This is a genomic window from Streptomyces sp. NPDC047017, assembly GCF_040644175.1.
Classification (GTDB): Bacteria; Actinomycetota; Actinomycetes; order Streptomycetales; family Streptomycetaceae; genus Streptomyces.
The window spans coordinates 61,082-82,563 of record NZ_JBEYVW010000017.1 but is presented as its reverse complement, the minus strand read 5'-3'; the positions used below and the strand labels follow the sequence as shown (position 1 = coordinate 82,563).

General features: G+C 74.9%; 15 protein-coding genes and 1 pseudogene. 12 read left to right on the top strand and 4 right to left on the bottom strand.

Going from position 1 to position 21,482, the window contains the following annotated elements:
- The first annotated feature begins 116 nt into the window (after positions 1 to 116).
- The 4 genes from ABZ858_RS26545 (at position 117) to ABZ858_RS26530 (ending at position 3,956) form a co-directional block, all read left to right on the top strand.
- Positions 117 to 1,658 carry an NAD(P)/FAD-dependent oxidoreductase gene (locus ABZ858_RS26545; protein ID WP_361383771.1) on the top strand — a complete coding sequence of 514 codons (1,542 nt, stop codon included), beginning with the start codon at positions 117 to 119 and terminating at the stop codon, positions 1,656 to 1,658.
- A 141-nt stretch (positions 1,659 to 1,799) separates the two neighbouring features.
- The gene (locus ABZ858_RS26540; RefSeq protein ID WP_361383507.1) at positions 1,800 to 2,393 is read left to right on the top strand and encodes an alpha/beta hydrolase; all 594 of its coding nucleotides are present in this window, start codon (positions 1,800 to 1,802) and stop codon (positions 2,391 to 2,393) included.
- 118 nt (positions 2,394 to 2,511) lie between these two features.
- A complete protein-coding gene (locus tag ABZ858_RS26535; RefSeq protein WP_361383504.1) occupies positions 2,512 to 2,898 on the top strand; it encodes a MerR family transcriptional regulator in 387 nt (128 codons plus the stop codon).
- 35 nt (positions 2,899 to 2,933) lie between these two features.
- Complete coding sequence (locus ABZ858_RS26530) at positions 2,934 to 3,956, top strand: zinc-binding dehydrogenase (RefSeq protein WP_361383501.1); 1,023 nt, start codon at positions 2,934 to 2,936, stop codon at positions 3,954 to 3,956.
- A gap of 428 nt (positions 3,957 to 4,384) precedes the next feature.
- On the opposite strand, the pseudogene ABZ858_RS26525 reads toward ABZ858_RS26530, so the two are convergent.
- The 3 genes and pseudogenes from ABZ858_RS26525 to ABZ858_RS26515 all read right to left on the bottom strand — a co-directional run.
- Positions 4,385 to 4,537: pseudogene (locus ABZ858_RS26525) on the bottom strand (MFS transporter); the annotation flags it as partial.
- Between the two features lie 19 nt (positions 4,538 to 4,556).
- A complete protein-coding gene (locus ABZ858_RS26520; RefSeq protein WP_361383497.1) occupies positions 4,557 to 5,486 on the bottom strand; it encodes an aminoglycoside phosphotransferase family protein in 930 nt (309 codons plus the stop codon).
- An 89-nt stretch (positions 5,487 to 5,575) separates the two neighbouring features.
- Positions 5,576 to 6,709: an FAD-dependent monooxygenase gene (locus ABZ858_RS26515; protein WP_361383494.1), complete on the bottom strand. Its 1,134-nt coding sequence runs from the start codon at positions 6,707 to 6,709 to the stop codon at positions 5,576 to 5,578.
- Positions 6,710 to 6,880: 171 nt separating this feature from the next.
- Here ABZ858_RS26515 and ABZ858_RS26510 point away from each other — a divergent pair, with 171 nt between their 5' ends.
- From ABZ858_RS26510 to ABZ858_RS26475, 8 genes are all read left to right on the top strand, one after another.
- Positions 6,881 to 7,942 (top strand): TetR/AcrR family transcriptional regulator C-terminal domain-containing protein, encoded by a 1,062-nt coding sequence (locus ABZ858_RS26510; RefSeq protein ID WP_361383491.1) that lies wholly within the window; start codon positions 6,881 to 6,883, stop codon positions 7,940 to 7,942.
- Between the two features lie 233 nt (positions 7,943 to 8,175).
- Complete coding sequence (locus ABZ858_RS26505) at positions 8,176 to 10,830, top strand: transposase (protein ID WP_361383488.1); 2,655 nt, start codon at positions 8,176 to 8,178, stop codon at positions 10,828 to 10,830.
- 121 nt (positions 10,831 to 10,951) lie between these two features.
- Positions 10,952 to 13,027 carry a helix-turn-helix domain-containing protein gene (locus tag ABZ858_RS26500; protein WP_361383486.1) on the top strand — a complete coding sequence of 692 codons (2,076 nt, stop codon included), beginning with the start codon at positions 10,952 to 10,954 and terminating at the stop codon, positions 13,025 to 13,027.
- Positions 13,028 to 13,083: 56 nt separating this feature from the next.
- Positions 13,084 to 14,907: an AMP-binding protein gene (locus ABZ858_RS26495; protein ID WP_361383483.1), complete on the top strand. Its 1,824-nt coding sequence runs from the start codon at positions 13,084 to 13,086 to the stop codon at positions 14,905 to 14,907.
- On the top strand, positions 14,898 to 16,166 hold the full coding sequence (locus ABZ858_RS26490; RefSeq protein WP_361383480.1) for an FAD-dependent monooxygenase: 1,269 nt from the start codon (positions 14,898 to 14,900) through the stop codon (positions 16,164 to 16,166). The genes ABZ858_RS26495 and ABZ858_RS26490 overlap by 10 nt, the downstream gene beginning before the upstream one ends.
- Positions 16,167 to 16,504: 338 nt before the next feature.
- Entirely contained in the window at positions 16,505 to 17,275 is a 771-nt protein-coding gene (locus ABZ858_RS26485) for a 2,3-dihydro-2,3-dihydroxybenzoate dehydrogenase (RefSeq protein WP_361383477.1), read from the top strand.
- Positions 17,276 to 17,312: 37 nt separating this feature from the next.
- Positions 17,313 to 17,936 carry an isochorismatase family protein gene (locus ABZ858_RS26480; protein WP_361383474.1) on the top strand — a complete coding sequence of 208 codons (624 nt, stop codon included), beginning with the start codon at positions 17,313 to 17,315 and terminating at the stop codon, positions 17,934 to 17,936.
- A 77-nt stretch (positions 17,937 to 18,013) separates the two neighbouring features.
- Complete coding sequence (locus ABZ858_RS26475) at positions 18,014 to 19,855, top strand: chorismate-binding protein (RefSeq protein WP_361383768.1); 1,842 nt, start codon at positions 18,014 to 18,016, stop codon at positions 19,853 to 19,855.
- A gap of 110 nt (positions 19,856 to 19,965) precedes the next feature.
- Here the strand turns inward: ABZ858_RS26475 and pcaB are convergent, their stop codons facing one another.
- A complete protein-coding gene (gene pcaB / locus ABZ858_RS26470; protein WP_361383765.1) occupies positions 19,966 to 21,372 on the bottom strand; it encodes a 3-carboxy-cis,cis-muconate cycloisomerase in 1,407 nt (468 codons plus the stop codon).
- Positions 21,373 to 21,482 lie beyond the last annotated feature (110 nt).

The window sequence follows — 21,482 nt, the reverse complement described above, 5'->3', positions numbered from 1 at the left end:
CACCGTGCGAGCCGCGACCCGGTGCACTTCGTGCTTTGCCGTTCCGCCGTGGACGTTCCACCATGGACGAGCCGCACGTCATCGTCTGGTCGCCCGGCCGTCTGGAGTCGCCGCCCATGCCCGCTGCCTCAGCCGCACCCGCCGCCGAACACCTCGACGTCCTGATCATCGGCGCCGGGATCTCCGGTATCGGGGCCGGCCGCTATCTGTCGGCCGAGCTGCCGTCGAAGAGCTTCGCGATCCTGGAGGGGCGGGCCGCCTCCGGCGGGACCTGGGACCTGTTCCGCTATCCGGGCATCCGCTCCGACTCGGACCTGCACACCTTCGGCTACGAGTTCAAGCCGTGGCGGGACGAGGAGTCGATCGCCTCCGCGCCGCGGATCCTGGCGTATCTGCGCGAGACCGCGACCGAGAACGGCCTGGACCGCCACATCCGCTACCACCACGAGGTGCGCTCCGCGTCCTGGTCGACCGAGCGGGCCCGCTGGACGGTGCGGGTCGAGCGCACCGACACCGGCGAGCGGACGACGCTGACGTGCGCGTGGCTGTTCTGCGCCAGCGGCTACTACCGCTACGACCGGGGATTCGCCCCGGAGTTCAAGGGCCGCGAGCGCTTCCGCGGTACGGTCGTGCACCCGCAGCACTGGCCCGAGGACCTGGACTACGCCGGCCGGCGGGTGGTGGTGATCGGCAGCGGCGCCACCGCGGTCACGCTGGTGCCCTCGATGGCCGAGACCGCCGCGCAGGTGACGATGGTGCAGCGGACCCCGTCGTACATCCTGCCCGTCCCGAAGAAGGACGTGATCGCCAACGCCCTGAAGAAGTATCTCGGGCCGCGGCGCGGTTACGCGCTGACCCGGCGCAAGAACATCGCCCAGCAGCGTCTGGTCTGGTCCTTCTGCCAGAAGCACCCGAAGGCCGCGCGCCGGCTGATCCGGTGGGTCAACGCCCGTCAGCTGCCGGACGGTTATCCGGTCGACGAGCACTTCAATCCCCCGTACGACCCCTGGGACCAGCGGCTGTGCGCGGTGCCCGACGGGGATCTGTTCCGGGCCATCCGCGCCGGGAGCGCCTCGGTCGTCACGGACCGGGTCACCTCGTTCACCGAGAACGGGCTGCTGCTCGCGTCCGGCCGCGAACTCGACGCCGATGTCGTCGTCACCGCGACCGGCCTGAACGTGCGGGCGTTCGGCGGCGTCCGGGTCACCGTGGACGGCGAGGAGGTCCGGCTGCCCGACACCGTCGCCTACAAGGGCATGATGCTGTCCGGCGTACCCAACCTGGCCTTCGCCATCGGCTACACCAACAGCTCCTGGACGCTGAAGGTCGGCCTGCTGTGCGAGCACTTCTGCCGGCTGCTGGCCCACATGGACCGCCTCGGCCACGACATCTGCCGCCCCGAGCCCGCCGATCCGGCGATGCCGACCCGGCCGTTCCTCGACTTCGCCGCCGGCTACATCCAGCGCGCGGTCGACCAACTGCCCCGCCAGGGCGACCGGTCCCCCTGGCTGACCTCGATGGACTACCACTCGGACGTCAAGCTGCTGCGCGCGCAGAGCGTGGTGGACCCGGAACTGCGTTTCGGCCGGGCCGGAGCTTGTCGGGCGGGGGCGGCGGGGGCGGCTGTGGGGGCGGGGGGCGTCCAGGGGGCATCGTGAGGGGGGCGGCCGACGCCCCCCGGGGCCGGTAGACACCGGCCCCCATCGGCCCGTGGGCCAGGGGTCGGGTGGGCCAGGAGTCGGGTGGGCCAGGGGTCGGGTGGGCCAGGGGTCGGGCAGGGCCGCGAGTACCCTCCGGCCATGCCCGATCCCTCGCCTTTCGCCGTCCCCACCCGTTACGACGGAGCCGATGACCGTGTGGCGCTCGTCCTCCCGGGCGTCGGTTACTCACCCGCCAGGCCGCTGCTGCACTTCGCCCGCGCCGTTCTCCTCCAGCACGGCTGGACGGTCCAGGAGTTGTGGTGGCAGATCCCGGCCGACTTCTCCCGCCTCACCGTGGAGGACCGGATCGCCTGGGTGGAGGGACAGGTCACCCGGGCTGTCGACGCCGAGGACGGCGCCTGTCGCCTCCTCGTCGGGAAGTCCCTGGGCTCACTCGCCTGCGGCATCGCAGCCGGTCGCGGCCTCCCGGCGGCCTGGCTGACCCCCGTCCTGACCTACGACCACGTGGTCCGCGGCCTCCGTGCGACCCAGGCACCGACCCTGCTCATCGGAGGCAGCGCCGACCGGCTCTGGGACCGGCGGGTCGCCGAGTCCACGCAACTCGACGTCCTGGAGATCCCGTCAGCGGATCACTCCCTCGAACTGGCGGGCGACACCGCGGGGTCCGTTGGCGCACTCCGGCAAGCCGTCACCCGCCTCAACCGCTTCATCGACTCGCTCGGCCGTCGCTGAACCTGGCGGCCGACCGGACGTAGCCGGATACCTCGGGGGCGAGCTGGGCGGGCGTCGAGCCGAGGGGCCGGGCAAAGGTCGTGGAAGATCGCGGCGTGCCGTGGCGTTGGCTTTGGGTATGAAGATCGGTGACGCCTCCCGGGCGAGCGGTGTGAGTGCGAGATCACTACGGCACTACGAGGACGAGGGTTTGATCGTCCCCGGTCGGTGCGGCAACGGGTTCCGCGACTACTGCGGATCGACGATCGACCGGGTGCTCGTCATCCGCTCGCTGCTGGAGTCCGGGCTTCCGGTGCGGCTGATCAGACAGCTGCTCCCCCGCCTCACGGACGGCGTCGGCGGCGGACTGGACGTGCCCGGACCCGGACCGGAGTTCCTGGGCGAGGTGCAGCACTACCGCGACCGGCTCGCCGCACGGGTCGCCGCCCTCAGCGACCAGCAGGCCGCGCTCGACGCCTACTTGCGAGAGGCCCGGCACACCACTGTTTTTCCGAACGGCACTTGACCTTGCCACCAGTGTGAGGCTCCTATGTTCGGTGCATGGAGATCGCAGAGCAGCAGCAGCCGCGCACGGCATCGCGGACGGTACGCGCACTGGTCCAGGGGTCGCAGGCGGGACCGGGTGACCTGTCCCTGACGACCGGTCACCGCCGCCCCGCTCCCGGGCCCGGCGAGTACCTGATCCGCGTCGGCGCCGCCGGAGTCAACTTCGCGGACGTCATGCAGACGTACGGCACCTACGCGGGGGGCCCGCGGGCGCCGTACGTCGCGGGTTTCGAGGCCGCCGGGGAGATCGTGGGCGTCGGCGCGGGGGTGGAGCGCCCGCTGCCCGTCGGCACCCACGTGGTCGGCACGGGGCCGGGCGCCTTCGCGCAGTACATGACGATGCCGGCCGCGACGGTGCTTCCCGTGCCGTCCGGCTGGAACGACGCCCAGGCCCTCGGCCTGGTCCTCAACTGGGCCACCGCACTGGCCGCGTTGAAGCCGCTGGGCGGGATCGAGCCGGGTGAGGTGGTGCTCGTGCACGCCGCGGCCGGGGGTGTGGGCCAGGCCGCCGTCCGGCTCGCCCACCACTACGGCGCGCGCGTGATCGGCACCGCGTCGGCGGCCAAGCACGACACGGTCAGGGCGCTCGGCGCCGACGTGGTCCTCGACAGCCGGCGCCCCGACCTGGCCGCGGAGATCACCCGGCTGACCGGCGGAGTCGATCTGGTCCTGGAGTCGGTGGGGCGGGCCACGTTCGAGACCAGCCTGTCCGTCGCCAAGCCCTTCACCGGACGGGTCGTCGTCTTCGGGGCCGCCTCCGGTGAAGCCCAACTCAGCACGCATGAGCTGGTGTTCACCCACCAGGTCCGCATCCAGGGGCTGCACATCGGCGCGCTGGCCTCCGCGGTCCCGTCCGTCTACCGGTCGCTGCTCACCGAGCTCGAAGTCCTCATCGCCCAGGGCGTGTACCCGCCCGGCGCCCCGCAGGTCCACCCGCTCGCCGAGGGCCCCTCGGTGCTCCGGCAGCTCGAAGCGGGGCGGACCTCGGGCAAGCACGCCCTCGATCCGTGGCGGTGACGGCCACCGGGGCGGTCTGCCGGGACGGTCTGTCGTGGTCTGCCGGGACGGTCTGTCGGCGGCGGCCCCGGTTTGCCCGCCGCGTGCGGGCTGTGCGAACCTCTTGTGTCGTCTTTCCGCTCTCCGTCGTCCGAATCCGAAAGGGCTGATCGTGACGCTCGGCATGGTTCTCGGTGACGTCTCCTCTCGCGCTTCGACGCGGGAGCGGTAGACCGACCGGCCTGCCCTGACCCACGCGCCCGTGCCCTCACGGCGCGGGCCGTTCGCCCTGCCTCCTCCTCGTCGAAGTGCTCTTCGTGCCCCCGCATGTCCCCTACCGCATGACGGCCGATCTCGCCCACCGGCTGGCCTGTGAAGGCACCGCCCTGCTGCGGGCGATGGGCCGCCGCGTCGACCGGAAGGTCGGCGAAGCGGCCGGCGACGGTGTTGCCGACGACGGTGGACATCGGCAGTCCGAGCAGGGTGCCGAGCATCAGGCCGTTCATCACGACCGCGATCGCACGGCCGCGGACCTCGGGGCGGGTGATCCGCGCGCACAGCGCGACGGCCACGCCGGAGAACGCCTGGGAGGCGACGCCGGAACTGGGCGCGCGCCACGCCCTACACAGCGTCGGTGAGCAACTCCGCCAGGCGGTCGGCGAAGTCGGTGAGCCGGGCCAGGCGCTCGCCGCCGCGGGCTGCGCGGAAGCCGTGGCGGCGGCCCCAGGACGCCGCCTGCACGGCATGGAACTGGGCCCACCGCCGCACCCGTTCGCGGTCGACTTCCGCGGCCTCGGCGAAGACGTCCAGGACGCGGTGGACGGCCGTGCGCAGGTCGTCCGCGTCCCACAGCGTCAGCGCGCGCGACTTCAGCAGGGTGCCGCCGTCGTAGGCCGGGTCGCCCACGTACCCCTTGGGGTCCACGGCCAGCCACGGTTCCCGGCTCGCGCGCAGGATGTTCCGGGCGTGGAGGTCGCCGTGGACGAGGGTGTCGGGCTGCGTCCGGCCGAGTTCCCGGGCGGTCGCCCCGGCCGCTTCGAACACGCGGGGCGGGAGGGAATGGCACAACTCCTCGGCGTCCGCTCGTAGTTGTTGCTCCCAGGCGTCGGCGTGCTCGCACAGGCGTGGCAGGCCGGGTGGCGCGGGGACGGCCAGCCGGCGGTTGAGCCGCCCGGCGACCGTCACCACCTCGTCGCCGTCACGCACCTCCGCCAGCGTCGTCGGCCGCACCCGCTCCAGCAGCATCGCGAACCGTTCGTCGTCGCGCTCGTGCAGCAGGACGGCGCCGCGCCCGGCCCACGCCACGAAGGCGTCCGGTTCGTGGACGTTGCCGGGGTGCGGGAAGGACACTTTCAGCACGGCGGCCTCCCCGGCCCGCCGCACCGGTACGACGACGCCGACCCCGCCGTGCAGGACGTCACCGTCCGGTACGCAGCCCCAGGTCTCCAGCAACTCGTCCACGATCCCGGGCAGTTGGACCAGCCACTTCGCTCCGGCTGCCCCTTCGCGCGCGACGGTGGTCCGGGCGAACTCCTCGGGCATGGCGATCATTCCGGCAGCCTATGCCGTCCGGTGCCGGACCGGTGTCGGACCGTCGTCCAGTGCCGGTCCGTTGTTCAGTGCCGGTCCGTCGTCCAGTGTCAGGGCTTGCTTGGCGCGTCCAGTGTCAGAGCGTGCTTGGCGCGGGTGACGGACGCCTCGGCGGCGGGGCCGCCCGGGTTCTCCGTGGCCAGGGCCTGGTTGAGGTTCACGAAGTCGCGCATCCGCCGCTCGTAGCGGGTGAACGCGGCGCGGTGGTCGTCCTGGGCGCCGGCGAGGCAGTCGGCGAGTACGTAGGCGCCCGCCAGGGCGAGGCTGGTGCCCTGTCCCGAGAGGGGGGAAGGGCAGTACCCGGCGTCTCCGAGCAGGGCCACCCTGCCCCTGGACCAGTGGTCCATCCGGATCTGGGCCATGGCGTCGCAGTAGAAGTCCGGTGCCTTCCGGGCGGCCTCGGCCAGCCGCGCGCCCTCCCACCGCAGGGCGGCGAGCCGGTCCACGACGAGGTGCCGGAGGGTACCGTCGCCGTCGCCGTCGCCGCGCGGGTCGCGGCCGAGCGGTGGGGACCGGAAGCCGAAGGCGATCCTGAGTTCGGCGTTGTCGCGTACGGGCATGATGCCGAAGCCCGCGTCGCCGTCGCGCAGCCACAGCTGCCAGTGGTCCAGGGCGAGGAAGTTGTCCGCGCTGAACACCGACAGATAGCTGCCCAGGTGGTGGGAGAAGCGCGCCTCGGGGCCGAAGGCCAGGCGTCGCACGGTCGAGTGCAGGCCGTCGGCCCCGATCACCAGATCGAAGGTGCGGGAGTCCCCGTGGACGAAGCCGACGCGGACGCCGGTCTCGTCCTCGTCGAGCGCGGTGACGCCGTCGCCGAAGACGTACTCGACGTCCGTCCGGGTGCGCGCGTACACCAGCCGCACCAGATCCTCGCGCAACAGTTCGATGTCGGCGCCGCCGAGCCGGCCGCTGCTGTAGGTGGCCTCGGTGGAGCGGTCGGTCTCATGGCCCTCGGGGTCGAGGATCGACATGCCGCGCATCCTGGTGCGCATGCTCCGGGCCTGTTCCAGCAGGCCCATCCGTTCGACGGCGTCGAGCGCGACACCGCGCACGTCCACCGCCTGGCCGCCGGGACGCGGTGCGGGGGCGCGTTCCACGACGGTGGGCGCGAAGCCGTGGCGGTGCAGCCAGTAGGCGAGTGCGGGGCCGGCGATTCCGCCGCCGACGACGAGAACGGTCTGCATGGCTGACTGCTCCTTCAGGTGTTGTTCGTACGCTGTACGCGGGTGAACGTACGGCGTACGCACAACACGCTCAACCGGCATGAAGGGCTTCTGTCCTAGCGCAGTTGAGTGTGGCAGAAGAGCTGTCGCTGGTAGTCTCTGTACTAGGACAGATTGAGGAGGGGGTACGTCGTGACGAAGGCCACAGGCGTGGGCTCATCGTCCGGTCGGCCGCCGTATCTGCCGCCGTATCTGCGGATCGTCGACGCGATCCGCCGGCGGATCGCGGACGGGGAGTTGGCGCCCGGGGACCGGGTCCCCTCGACCCGCCGGCTCGCTGCCGAGTGGGGGGTCGCGCTCGCCACCGCCACCAAGGCCCTCACCACGCTCCGCCTCGAAGGGCTGGTCGAGACCCGTCCGCGTACCGGCACCGTCGTCGCCGCGACCGCGCCCGTGGCGCCACCGCGAGGGCAGCACCCGCAGGAGCGGACCGCGTCCCGCGAGCAGGAACCGGGCGTGTCCCACCAGCATGTACCGGCCGCATTCCACGAGCACGCACCGGCCGTCTTCCGCGAGCCCGAGCTGACGCTCGGCCGGATCGTGCGTACGGCCGTCGCCATCGCCGACGCGGAAGGGCTGGCCGCGGTCTCCATGCGCGGTGTCGCGGCCCGGCTCGGTGTGGCCGCCATGTCGCCCTACCGGTACGTCCCCAGCAAGGACGACCTCGTGCTGCTCATGGCCGACGCGGCGTTCGGTGACGTGCCGCCGCCCGCCACCGCGCCCGAGACGTGGCGTCCCCGCGTCGAGGCGGGCGCGCGGACCCTGTGGGCCCTGTACCGCAGGCATCCCTGGCTGGCCCAGCTCGGCTCCCTCACCCGCCCGCTGCTCGTGCCCCGGCTGATCGCCCACGCCGAGTGGATGCTCAGCTCCCTCGACGGCCACGGCCTCGATCCCACCGCCCTGTTCGACATCCACGTACTGCTCTACAGCCATGTGCAGGGCCTGGCGGTGCACCTGGAGCGGGAGTCGCACGCCGAGGCCGCCACCGGCCAGTCGGAGGACCAGTGGATGGACAGCCGGGCGCCCGCCCTGCGCGAACTGGTGGAATCCGGCCGCTTCCCGACCTTCACCAAGATGATCACCGCCTTCGACGGCGACTACGACCTGCGTCTCGACGCGCTCTTCGAGTCCGGTCTCAAGGTGCTCCTGGACGGGCTGACTCCCGTCGTCGAGGGCGGCGGCCTGGCCGCCTGACCCGGTGCCTTCCGTCTCCGGCGGCGGTCTCCTTCCTCCCGCCCCATCCACCTCCTCCGACCTGCGCGTACCCTTCCGGAGCACCGGACGGTGGCCCTCCGGTGCGGGGGCGGGCGACCGGTGGTCGCGGCGGCACCTCCGGGGCGGGTACGGCGTGTGGTCCGCGCACCTGGTCAACTCCCGTCGGCCGTCCGCAGGATGGGGTGGTCGTCGTCGCCATTCCGGGAGAACCGTTGAGCGCAGCTGGCCACAGGGGACCGGGACCCGCCGGGACGGAGCACGGGCCGCTCGACGCCGCGATCGCCGGTGTCTGCGCGGCGGCCCTCGGCTCGCTGCGCCGCAAGGACCAGCGGGCGCGGGCCGAGCAGTATGTGCGAGGGCTGCTGACCACGCCGGGCCGCAAGTCGATCCGGAACATCGCCGCGCAGGTGGGCGGCGCCGGGACCGAGCAGAGCCTGCACCACTTCATCTCCAGCTCGACCTGGGACTGGCTGCCGATCCGCGAGGCGCTGGCCGTCCATGTCGAGGAGTCGACGGCGCCCGCGGCCTGGGTGGTGCACCCGCTCACCATCCCCAAGAGCGGGCGGCACTCCGTCGGCGTCGGCCACCGGTTCGACCGGCACCTGGACCAGATGCACCGGGGACAGCAGGCGTTCGGGCTGTGGTCGGCCTCGGCGGAGAGCCGCGTCCCGGTGAGCTGGCGGATGCACCTGCCCGACCAGGACCCCGGCGCCGGCATCGTGGGCGTACCCGAACTGCCCGGTCCGGTCGGCGGGGAGACCTACGAGGAGTGCGCGATCGACACCGTCCTGGACGGCGCCCGCCCCTGGCGCACCGCGGGCAGGCCCGTACTGCTGGACGTGCGCGGGACGGGCACCCGGTCCACCATGAACCGGTTCGCCGCTGCCGGGGTCCCCGTCCTCGCGCGCGCCGACGCGGAGACCGAACTGCTGGTCGCCGACGCCTCGATGCCCGGGTACGGGGCGGGCCCGCTGCCGGGGCTGCGCATCCTGGAGTCCATCCGGGGGTTGCGGCGCACCGTGGTCTGGGGCGACACGGCCGGTCCGGGGCGCCGGACCTCGCTGGTGGTGTCGATCCCGGTGATGATGCCGGACCCGGCCTCGGCGCGGCGCAGACCGCTGCTGCTGCTCGGGGAGTGGCCCGACCCGCGGCGCGCACCGGCCCGGCTGTGGCTCACCGATCTGCTGCAGACACCCGCCGAGGTGCTGCTGCGGCTGGCGAAGCTGGCCGCGGACATGGGCCGCCGCACCGCGCACGCGGCCCGTGACGTCGGGCTGCGGGACTTCGTCGGGCGCTCGCTGCACGGCTGGCACCGGCATCTCACCATGGCGTCCTTGGCGTACGCCGCGCACGTGTCGACCGTCCACTCCGCCACTGGCGCCTGCGCCTGCGCCTGCGCCGATGCCTGTACCGATGCCTGTACCGATACCGATACCGGTTCCGACACCGATAGCGGCACCGGTTCCGGTGGCGACGCCGACAGCGGTTCCGACACCGCCGGAACCGCGCCGGAGACGGGAGCGGGGGCGGCTCCCGCGCCGGGTGAGTCGCGCGGGCCCGGTGAGGCGGCGGCGCGGCCCGGCAGGCGGCCGGCCCGGCAGCGGGCGGACGGCTGTCCGCCGCAGGCCGCGCGGGTCCGCCGGCCCCCCGCGCGGCGCGAGGGCGCGGCGCTGCGGCAGTTGGCGGCGGAGGGTGTCTCGCCCTGGCTGGACGGGTTCCACCGGGGCGACCTGGAGTCGGGGCGGCTGGTCCGGCTGGTCGGTGACCGGATGCTGCGCGGCCTGGTCTGGCACGGCGCCGACCTGCTGCGCGGCCTGCGGGAGTCCGACGCGTACGCCGACCCGTGGGCGGACGGTCCCGGCCTGCGGACGGAGGGTCCCGGCCCGTGGACTTACGGTCCCGGCCCGTGGACTTACGGTCCCGGCCCGCGGACTGACGGTCCCGATCCCGTGCACCGGCTGGTGACCCAGGACGTGCGCCGGGCGTGCGACCTGCTGCTGCCCGTGTTCCGGGAGACCCGCGGTGCGGAGGGGCTGGTCTCCGTCGAACTCGATCCCGCGCTCACCGGGGGCGCGGCCGGGATCGTCGCCGAGGCGGTACGGCTGCGGGACGCGGTCGCCCGGCCCAACCTGCTGGTGCGGATCCCGGTGACACGGACCGGCCTGACCGCGCTGACCGCGTGCGTCGCCCGGGGCATCGGCGTGCACGCCTGCTCGGTGGCGTGCGGCGAGAGTTACGCGCGCGCCGCGCACGCCTACTTCGCCGGGCTGGAGCAGGCGGTGGCCCGCGGCCTGGACCCGGCGTCGGTGGCGTCGGTGCTCACCGTGCCCACGGCACCGCTGGACACCGCGGTGGACGCCCTGCTCGGCGAGCGGGCCGACGACCGGGCGCGCGCCCTGCGCGGAGCCGTCGCCACCGCCAACGCGCGGGCCGTGCACCACCGGCACGACCAGGCGCTCGGCAGCCGCCGCTGGGCCGCCCTGGCGGCCGCGGGCGCCCGGCCGCAGCGGCTGCTGTGGACGCAGTGCGGGCCGCCCGGGGACGATCAGCGGCCGGTGGACGGCCCGGCGGGCGATCCGGTCCGCTATGTCGAGGATCTGGTGGCCTGGGGCACCGGGCACGTGATGGGCTGGCCGCTGCTGGAGGCGGTCACCGAGCGCGGCACGCTGCGCGGGGACAGCATCACCGGTGAGTACGGCGGCGCCGCGGAGGTGCTGCGGGCGCTCGGCCGGCTCGGTATCCGCTGCGAGGAGGTCGCCGGGCGGCTGCGCCGGGAGCGGCGGCGGCAGGCGGCGGGTTCCTGGCGGCAGTTGCGGGAGGCGGCGCGGCACCGGGCCGGCGGCGGGCGTACGCGCGGGGAGGGCTGAGGAGGCAGGTGCCGCGAACCGGTCATTCCCGGTACGAAGTTGACCTGGAGTGGTCGGTTCCGTAGGTTCCTCCAAAGTCAACGTTTTGTTGAACTGGGGGGACAGTGTGGGACCTGACTCGATGAGCGTGGACGACCAGGTCCTCGCCCTTCTGCGGCTCCTGCACGAAGAGGCGCCCATGAGCCGCTTCGACGAGCTGGAGCAGGGCGTACGCGGCAAGGGCGGCGACCGGCGGGCGGCGGGCCTCGCGGAGGCCGTCGGCATGGGCCGCCGGATCCGGCTGGCCTCCGGTCAGCGCCGGGCGCGCGAGGCGGGGCTGGTGGCCCTGGTCGACGCGGCCCGCGACCTGACCGCCGCCCGCGACCAGGAGTCCCTGCTCGACGTGATCACCCGGCACACCCGGCGGCTGCTCGGCCTGGACGTCGCCTACCTCAGCTTCCGGCACCCGCCGGACAGCACCCTCGTACGCGCCTGCGTGGGCGGCATCACCCCGCTGCCGCCCGACCTGGAGGGCGCCGACGACGCCGGGCGGCGCGGGCTGGAGCGGAGCCAGGGCGCGCCCGTGTGGAGCCCGGACTACCTCAACGACGAGGCCGTCACGCGCGACGAGACGCTGGACGACCTGGTGCGCAGGGAGGGGCTGCACGCCATCGCGGCGGTGTCCCTCGGCCGCCACGGCACGGTGCACGGCACGCTGGCCGGCGCGAGCCGGCAGGTCCGGTACTTCACCCCGGAGGAGATCAGCCTGTTCGCCTCGTTCGCCGACCTGGCGGCCGCCGCGATCGACCGGGTGGCGGCGGTGGACCGGGCCAGGGGCGAGGCGGCGGCACGTGCCGCGGAACGGGCACGCGCCGAGGCGGTGCTCGACCGCACGCGCCGGCTGTGGCGCGCCCAGATCGAACTCGCCCCGGCCGCCCTCGCCGACGACGCCCCGCAGGCGCTCGCCGACGGCCTCGGCCGGGCCCTGCGCGCGAGCGTCCAGATCCGCGACGCGCACGGCGAACCCCTGACGGACGCCCGCGACACGGACGAGCCGGACATGGACGGCACGGGCAGCGCGTACGGCACGGGCAGGGCGGACGGCACGGGCAGGGCGTACGGCACGGGCAGCGCGGACAACGCGAGCAGCGCGGACAGCGCGGACGCGAGTCCAGGCACCGGCAGCCCCGCAGCGCGCCACCCCGACGAGACCACCCTCCGCGCCGCCGCCCTGGACGCCCACGCCGGTGCCGTCACGGTCGTCCTCGACGACGGCACGCACGTCGTGCCGCTCATATCGGGCACCGACCGCCTCGGTGTCCTCGTGCTCGCCGGTCATCCGGGCCCGGACGAGGACGAGTTGCTGCTGCTCCAGGGCGCCGCCGCGGCCTGCGCGCAGGTCCTCGCCCGGCGCGGTGCGGCCGGTGCGGCCGGTCCGGCGGGCCCGGGGCGGCAGGAACTCTTCGAGGACCTGCTGGTCGGCACCTCCTGGTCGCCGCGGCAACTGGCCGACCGGGCGGCGCTGCTGGGCCTGGACCCGACCGCGCCGCACGTCCTGGTCGTCGCCCGGCCCGACGCCGGGGAACGGACCCGGACCGCGGTCTGGGCGACCTCGTACGCCCAGCGCGGCTCGGGCCACCGCTCGGAGCGCGACGACCATGTCGTCCTGCTGCTGCCCGGCTCGGACGCGTCCGCCGCCGCCCGCGCGGTCGCCGCCGAGCTGGAGCCGCTGCTCAGCGGGCCGGTCACCGTCGGCGCGGCCGGGCCGGAGCGGGGCCCGCAGGCGGTCGCCCGGCTGCACGCGCGCGCCGTGCGGTGCGTGGAGGCGCTCACGGCGCTGCACGGCCCCGGCGGGGTCGCCTCCACGCGGGACCTCGGGTTCCTCGGGATGCTGCTGTCCGCCGACCACGACGTGGACGGGTTCGTCCGGTCCGTGCTGGGGCCGGTGCTCCGTTACGACGCGCAGCGGCTCACCGACCTGGCCGCCACCATGAGCGCCTACTTCGAGGCCGGCGGCAGCCCGACCGGCGCCGCCCGCTCCCTGCACGTGCACCCCAACACCGTGACCCGGCGGCTGGAGCGCATCACCGAACTCCTCGGCGCCGGCTGGCAGTCGCTGCCCCGCGCCCTCGACGTACAGCTCGCCCTGCGGCTGCGGGCCGTCGGCGCGGCCCTGACCGGCGGGGCGCCGTCCCGGGGCCGTACGAGAGGGAGTTGACACACTGCCCGAAGGGCCGTTGCCGCCCCTGTGGCGGGTGCTGAGCATGTGCGCTCATGCACACCAGATCCATACGGAGCAGACGAGACGCGGACGACGACCGGACCGGGCTGTGGCTGGGCACCTGGCTGGACGAGGCGGCCGAGGCCAGGCCGGACGGCGTCGTCGAACTCGACCACCGGCTCGACATCCTGCCCGACGTGCCCGAGCGGATCTCCGTCGGGGAACTGGCCCGTCACACGGCCGACACGGCGGCGCGGCTGTGGGCGGCGGGGGTGCGGCCCGGACAGCACGTGGCGCTGTGCAAGTCCGCCAACTTCGACCTGTACGTGCTGGCCTGCGCGGCGGCGCGGATCGGCGCCGTTCCGGTGATGCTGTCACCGGCGCTGGACGGCGCCACCGTCGCCGCGCTGCTGCACCGGCTGGGCCGCCCCTGCCTGGTCACCGACGCCGCACAGCTCGCCGGACCGCTGGCCGGGCTGCCCCTGACCGGACTGACCGGCCGGATCATCACGGTCGGACCGGCCGCACAGAACGCGCAGCCCGCGCCGGACCCACAGAACGCGCCGGACGCGCAGCAAGAACAGCAAGAACAGCAAGAACAGCAAGGACAGCGAGGACGGGCCGCAGCGACCGCAGCGACCGCAACGGCCGCAACGGCCGCAACGGCCGCTCACCCGGACGCCGTACCGCTGCCGCCGCCCGGCGAGTGCGCCCCGGTCCCGCCGTGGGAGGCGGCGCCGGAGGACCCGGCGCTGATGACGCACACCTCGGGCACCACCGGCACGCCCAAGCTGGTGGTGCACACCGCGCGTTCGCTGCTCGGCAGGCTGCGCCCGCAGGAACGGCTGGCCGCCGCCTTCCGCGAGCCGGAACACGCCCTCCTGCACGTCTCGTTCGTCCACTCCCGGCTCTTCCTGGCCCTGGCGGTGCTGCTGCCGCGCGGCATGCCGGCGCTCGTGCTGCGCGACGGTTCCGCGGAGCACGTCGCCGAGGTGTGCGCGCGCCGGCGGCCCGGGCTGCTGGAGACCCACCCCAACAGCTTCATGGAGTGGGAGCACCTGGCCGACGACCCGCGCCGCCCGTTCGCCCACGTCAAGTACTTCAGCAGCACCTTCGACGCCGTGCACCCCGGCACCGTGCAGCGGCTGCTGGCCGCCTCCGAGCGGCGGTTCCCGCTGTACTACCAGCTGTACGGGCAGAGCGAGTGCGGCCCGGTGGCCGGCCGCGCCTACACCCGGCGCGGCGCGGAACGGATGGACGGCCGCTGCCTGGGCCTGCCGATGCCCGGGGTGAGCGAGGTGCGCGCGGTCCCCAGGGACGGCGGCGAGCCCGGCCCCGACTCCCCCGGCGACCTCGAAGTACGTACTCCGGGGCGGGCGTCGACGTACTTCGGGGAGGACGAGCGCTACCGGCGGCAGCTGGACGGCGACTGGTGGCGGATGGGCGACGTGGGCTTCGTCAGCCGCCGCGGGTGCGTGCACCTGCTGGACCGCGCGGTCGATGTCATCCCCGCCCTGCGCAGCACCCTGGAGGCCGAGGACCTGCTGCTGGCCAGGCTGCCCGAGCTGACCGAGCTGGTGTTCGTACCCGGTCCGGGGCAGGAGGCCGTGCCGGTGCTGTGCACCCGCGACGACCTGCCGCTGGACGCCGAGCGGTGGCGCGCCGCCGCGCGGGAGCTGCCCGGCGCGGTGGCGGCGCCGGTCCAGCTGCGCCTGTCCGACCTGCCGCGCACCGCCACTTCCAAGATCAGGCGGCTTGAACTCGCGGAACGGATCCGCGGCGGCCGCCTCACGGCGGAGGCGGGGAACGCGGGCCACCCCCGAAGCGGGGGGAACGCGGAGAACACGGATGCGGGGGCGGGGGCGGCATGGCGGTGATCGTGGTCGCGGGCGGCGGGATCGGCGGTCTCGCGGCGGCGGTGGCCGTCGCCGCGCGGGGCCACCGGGTGACCGTCCTGGAACGCGGGGCGGACTTCACCGAGCTGGGCGCCGGGATCCAGCTGGGCCCCAACGGCTTCGCCGCGCTGGACCGGCTCGGCGTGGGAGAGGCCGTACGCGAGCGGGCGATCCGCGTGGACGCCCTGGTGCTCAGGGACGGCACCAGCGGGGCGGAGCTGGTCCGCATGCCGGTGGCCGACGCCTACCGCGCGCGGTTCGGCAACCCGTACGCGGTGGTGCACCGGGTGGATCTCTACCGGCCGCTGCTGGCGGCCTGCCGTGCCTCGGACCGGATCGAGCTGCGCACCTCGGCGGCGGTCGTGGGCTACGCGCGGCGGCCCGGCGGGGTGAGCGCGCTGCTCGCGGACGGCGGGCGCGTCGACGGCGACGCGCTGATCGGCGCGGACGGCATCCGCTCGGCGGTGCGCGGGCAACTCGTCGGGGACGGCGCCCCCCGGGTGTCGGGGCACACCATCTACCGTTCCGTCATCCCCATGGCGGAGGTCCCGGCCCGGCTGCGCCAGGACGGCGTGACGCTGTGGGCGGGGCCGCGCTGGCATCTGGTGCACTACGCGATCGCGGGCGGCACGCAGCTCAACCTCGCCGCCATCCGCGACGACGGCGCCCGCCGCGCGGTGTCGGGCGTGCCCGCGGACACCGCGTTCGTACGGTCCCGGTTCCCGCGGATGGCGGCCGGGGCGCGGGCCCTGCTGGAGCTGGGCCGGGACTGGCGCACCTGGGTGCTGTGCGACCGGGAGCCGGTGGCCGGCTGGACGGACGGACCCGTCGCCCTGCTGGGGGACGCCGCGCATCCCATGTTGCAGTACGCGGCGCAGGGCGCGTGCATGGCGCTGGAGGACGCCGTCGTCCTGGGCCGCCACCTGGACGGCGCGGAGGGCGGGGACGGCGGGGACGGCGGGGGCAACAGGGACGGCGGTGGCGGCGGGGGCAACAGGAACGGCGAGGGCGGCGTGCCGGAACGGCTCGCCGCGTACTGCGCCGAGCGGCGCGCCCGTACCGCGCGCGCCCAGGTGGTGGCCCGGTCCCTGGGGGAACAGCTCTACCACCCCGTCGGGGACGCGGCGCGGGCGCGGGACGCGATGCTGTCCCGGCTCACCGTCGAGGACCTCCACGACAAGGTGTCCTGGCTGCACGGCGGGCTGCCGGAGCCCCGGGCCGCCGTGGCGGCGGGGCGGTAGCGCGGTAGCGCGGTAGCGCGGGCCACCGGGCGGACCCGGGGCGACTTGACAGAGTGTGGGCCCGGACGGTTGGCCGGTGCCGGGCGCCTGGGGACGATCGGAGCGAGACCGGCCGAAGGACGTCCGCGGAACTCCCGTCGGCTCCATGCCACTTGGCCGGCCACGCCCGGACCGCCGGGCGGCGACACCACCACCCGGACCACCGTCCACGTCCACCTCGCCGCCCGTCCGCCGGCCGGCCGACCGCGCACGGGTCGTGTCCCGGCCCGGTCGTACGCGGGTCCCGCCCGGCACCGAGGTGATCCGACCACCACCACCGCTGCAACGGAGAGACACCTATGCGAGGCAAGATCGCCCTGGTCACGGGGGCGGCAGGGGGAATCGGCGCCGCCGTGGTGCGCGCCCTGGGCAGCCGCGGCGTGACCGTCGCCGCGCTCGACCGCGATGACGGCGGGCTGCGCGAGACGGCGGCCGAGCTGTCCGCCGAGGGCGCGGCGGTGACGCCGTTCACCGTCGACGTCGGCCGCAGTGACGCGGTGGACGAGACGGTGGCCGCGGTGGAGGAACGCCTGGGGCCGATCGCGTACTTGGTCAACACGGCGGGGGTGCTGCGCCTGGGCGAGGCCGCCGGGTACAGCGACGAGGACTGGCGGGCGACGTTCGCCGTCAACACCGACGGTGTCTTCCACGTGTCGCGGGCGGTGACCGGCCGGATGCTGCCGCGCCGGGCCGGTGCCGTCGTCACCGTGGCGTCCAACGCGGCGATGACACCGCGCGCGGGCATGGCCGCGTACGCCGCCTCCAAGGCCGCCGCCGAGATGTTCACCAAGTCCCTGGGCCTGGAGGTGGCCCGGCACGGCATCCGCTGCAACGTCGTCGCCCCCGGCTCCACGGACACCCCGATGCTGCGGTCGATGTGGCGCGGCCCGGCGGACCGGACCGGCACCGTGGAGGGGCGGCCGGACGCCTTCCGGGTGGGTATCCCGCTGGGCCGCGTCGCGGCACCGGAGGCCGTCGCCGACGCCGTGGTGTTCCTGCTGTCCGACGCGGCCCAGAACGTCACGCTGCACACCCTGACCGTCGACGGCGGCGCCTCACTGGGCGCCTGACTCCCGCCGCACGAACCACCCGTACCGAGAGGACGACATGCCGGGGATACCGACCATCGCCCCCTATCCGCTGCCGCACGCCGCCGACCTGCCGCTCAACACCGCCTCCTGGAGCCTCGATCCGGAGCGCGCGGTGCTGCTCGTCCACGACATGCAGCACTACTTCCTCGCCCCGTTCCCGCCCAGTGTGCGCGCCCCGCTGGTGGACAACGCCCGGACGGTGCGCGAGCACCTCGCCGGGCTCGGCTGTCCCGTCTTCTTCACCGCGCAGCCCGGTGACATGTCCGAGGCGGACCGCGGCCTGCTCAAGGACTTCTGGGGGCCCGGCATGCGCGCGACGCCCGCCGACCGCGGGATCGTCGACGCACTGGCGCCCCGGCCGGGCGACGAGTCGCTGACCAAGTGGCGCTACAGCGCCTTCTTCCGCACCGCCCTGCTGGAGCGCATGCGCGAGCTGGGCCGCGACCAGTTGGTGATCGTCGGCGTCTACGCCTACGTCGGCATCCTGGCGACCGCCGTGGAGGCGTTCAGCCAGGACATCGAGACGTTCCTGGTGGCCGACGCCGTCGCCGACTTCACCGAGCGGCACCACCGCCTCGCCCTCGACTACGCGGCGAGCCGCTGCGCCGTGGTGACCACCGCCAAGGGACTGACCGCGTGAACGCCGGCGCCGGCCGGCCCCTCCCGGCCGATCCCCTCGCGGCCGTCCTCGACGGCCGGGCCCCCGCGTTCGCGCTCCTGCACCGGCCGGAGGCGACCGGCCCCGGCACCCTGGAGGTGTTCACCGGCCGGGTGACCCGGCCCGGGACGCTCGCCGCCCTCCCCCTGCCCCCGCCCGATCCGCGCGCCGGCGCCCACCAGCAGGTGCTGGCGCTGATCCCGTACCGCCAGATCACCGAACGCGGTTACGCCGCGCCCGCCGACGACGCCGAGCTGGTCGCGCTCACCGTCACCGGGCAGGGCACCCTGTCCGTCGACGAGGCGCTGCGCCGCATCCCCGACCTGCCGCTGCGGGTCACCGAGGGCGCCTTCGACATCGACGACGCCGCGTACGCCGACACCGTCCGCCGGGTCGTCGAGGAGGAGATCGGCCGCGGCGAGGGCGCCAACTTCGTCGTCAAGCGGTCCTTCGTGGCCGACATCCCGGGCTACGGCACCGCCAGCGCGCTGACCCTCTTCCGCCGCCTGCTGCGCCGCGAGACCGGCGCGTACTGGACGTTCGTCGTGCACACCGGGGACCGCACCCTGGTCGGCGCCAGCCCGGAACGGCACGTCAGCCTGCACGGCGGCCGGGCCGTGATGAACCCCATCAGCGGCACCTACCGCTATCCGCCCTCCGGACCGAGGCTGCCGGACCTGCTGGACTTCCTCGCCGACCGCAAGGAGGCCGACGAGCTGTACATGGTGGTGGACGAGGAACTGAAGATGATGGCCCGGATCTGCGACGGCGGCGGCCGGGTCACCGGGCCGTTCCTCAAGGAGATGGCCGACCTGGCCCACACCGAGTACTTCGTCGAGGGGCGCACCCGCCGCGACCCGCGGGACATCCTGCGCGAGACGCTGTTCGCCCCGACCGTGACCGGCAGCCCGCTGGAGAGCGCGGCCCGGGTCATCGCGCGGCACGAGCCGGAGGGCCGCGGCTACTACAGCGGTGTCGTCGCGCTGATCGGCCAGGACGACGGCGGGCACCGCACCATGGACACCGCCATCGCGATCCGCACCGCGGACATCGACCGCGGCGGCCGGGTCCGTATCGGCGTCGGCGCCACCGTCGTACGCCATTCCGATCCGCTGAGCGAGGCCGCCGAGACCCGGGCCAAGGCGGCCGGGCTGCTGGCGGCGCTGCGCGATCCGGCGCCGGTCAGCCTGGCCGGCCGGCCCGAGGTGCGGGCGGCGCTGGCCGGCCGCAACCGGAGCGTGGCCCGGTTCTGGCTGGACACGCCCGAGGACCGCGCCGACCCGGACCCGGTGCTGGCGGGCCTGCGCGTCCTGGTGGTGGACGCGGAGGACACGTTCACCGCGATGCTCAACCACCAGTTGCGCGCGCTGGACCTGGCGGTCACGGTCCGCCGCTACGACGAGCCGTACACCACGGACGGCTTCGACCTCGTCGTGATGGGGCCGGGGCCGGGCGACCCGCGCGACGCCGGGCATCCCAAGAACCGTCATCTGCGGGACACCATCGGGCGGTTGCTGGCCGAGGGCCGGCCGTTCCTCGCGGTCTGCCTCAGCCACCAGCTGCTCAGCTCGCTGCTCGGGCTGCGGCTGGCCCGCAGGAGCGTGCCCAACCAAGGGGTGCGCGCCCGTATCGACCTGTTCGGCTCCGCCGAGGACGTCGGCTTCTACAACACCTTCGCCGCCTACAGCCCGCGGGACAGGGTGCCGTCACCGGGGACGGGCACCGTGGAGGTCTGCCGGGCCGCGGGCGGCGAGGAGGTGCTCGCGCTGCGCGGGCCGCACTTCGCGTCCGTCCAGTTCCACCCCGAGTCCCTGCTGACCGGCGACGGTCCGCGCATCCTCGCGGACCTGCTGCGCGGCGTACTCGACCCGGCCCGCACGGAGGAACCGTCCCTGGGGTAGCCGCACCCTGGCGGGGAAGAGTGCGTGAAGGCCGCTGGGCCAGGACCCGAAAGTCCTGGCCCAGCGGCCTTCGCGGCGCCCCGCGGCGGTCGCGCCGCCCCCTGCGGGGGTCAGTCCCGCAGGGCGCGGTCGACCAGGCCGGGCGCGGCACCCGGGTAGGCCGCCGGGTCGCACAGCGCGGCCAGGTCGGCGGGTGTGAGGCGGTCCGCCAGTTCCGGCGCGCGGGCCAGTACCGCGGCCAGCGCGGTTCCCTCGGCGGCCGCGGTGCGCGAGGCGTCCGTGAGCAGCCGCCGGGCGGCGGCCTTGCCGAGCAGCGGGGTGAGCCGGGCCGCGATCTTCTCCGAGACGATCCGGCTGCCGGTCAGGTCCAGGTTGGCCCGCATCCGGCCGGTGTCCACCCGCAGGCCCTCGGTGAGTTCGACCGCGGTGTGCGCGGCCCCGCCGGTGAGCCGCAGGCACTCGCGCAGCGGCAGCCACTCGGCGTGCCAGACGCCCGCGGCGCGTTCGTCCTCGCTGAGCAGGGCCTGGGTCAGCACCGTGGCCAGGCAGGGGACCTGGAGGGCGGCGCTGCGCAGCAGGGTGGCGAGGACCGGGTTGCGTTTGTGCGGCATCGCGGACGAGCCGCCACGGCCGCCGGCGGCGGGCTCGGCGAGTTCCGCGGTCTCGGTGCGGGCCAGGGCCTGCACGTCCACGGCCAGCTTGCCGAGCGCGCCGGCCGTGAAGGACAGCGCCGCCGCCAGGTCGGCCATCGGGGTGCGCAGCGTGTGCCACGGGAGCACGGCCGCGCCGAGCCCGGTCTCCGCGGCGAACTCCGCCGCCAGCCGCTCCGGATAACCGGCCTCGTCCAGGGGCCGGGGGCCGTCCAGGGCGGCGTACTCCAGGTATCCGCCGAGGGTGCCGGCCGCGCCGCCGAGCGACACCGGCAGCCCGCCGTCCAGCAGCCGGGCCAGCCGCTGGTCCGCGTCGAGGACCAGCTGCCGCCAGCCGGCCGCCTTCAGGCCGAACGTGGTGGGCACCGCGTGCAGCGCGAGGGTGCGGCCGGCGACGGGTGTGTCGCGGTGGCGGCGGGCCAGCCGGGCCAGGGCGTCGGCCGTGCGGGCCAGGTCGGCCCGGACGATCCGTACGGCCCGGTCGGCGACCAGCATGGCCCCGGTGTCCAGGATGTCCTGGCTGGTGGAGCCGCGGTGCACGTAGTCGGCCGCCGCCGCGTCCCGGGCGGCGACCACCGCGGTCAGCGCCCGGACCAGGCCGACCACCGGGTTGGCGGTCTCCCGCGCGTCGAGCGCGAGCAGGCGTACGTCGAAGAGTTCGGCGCGGGCGCACGCGGTGATGACCCGCGCCGCCGACTCCGGCAGGGTGCCGAGCCGGGCCTGCGCCCGGGCCAGGGCCGCTTCGGCGTCCAGCATCGCCTGGAGCCAGGCGCGGTCGCAGACGGCGTCCTCGACGGGGGTGCCGGCCCGGACGGGGGACAGCAGCCCCGAGTCGACGTCCGGCACGTCCGGGGTGGGACCCGGCACATCCGGGTCGAGGCCCGGCACGTCCGGGGTGGGACCCGGCACATCCGGGTCGAGGCCCGGCACGTCCGGGGTGGGACCCGGCACATCCGGGTCGAGGCCCGGCACGTCCG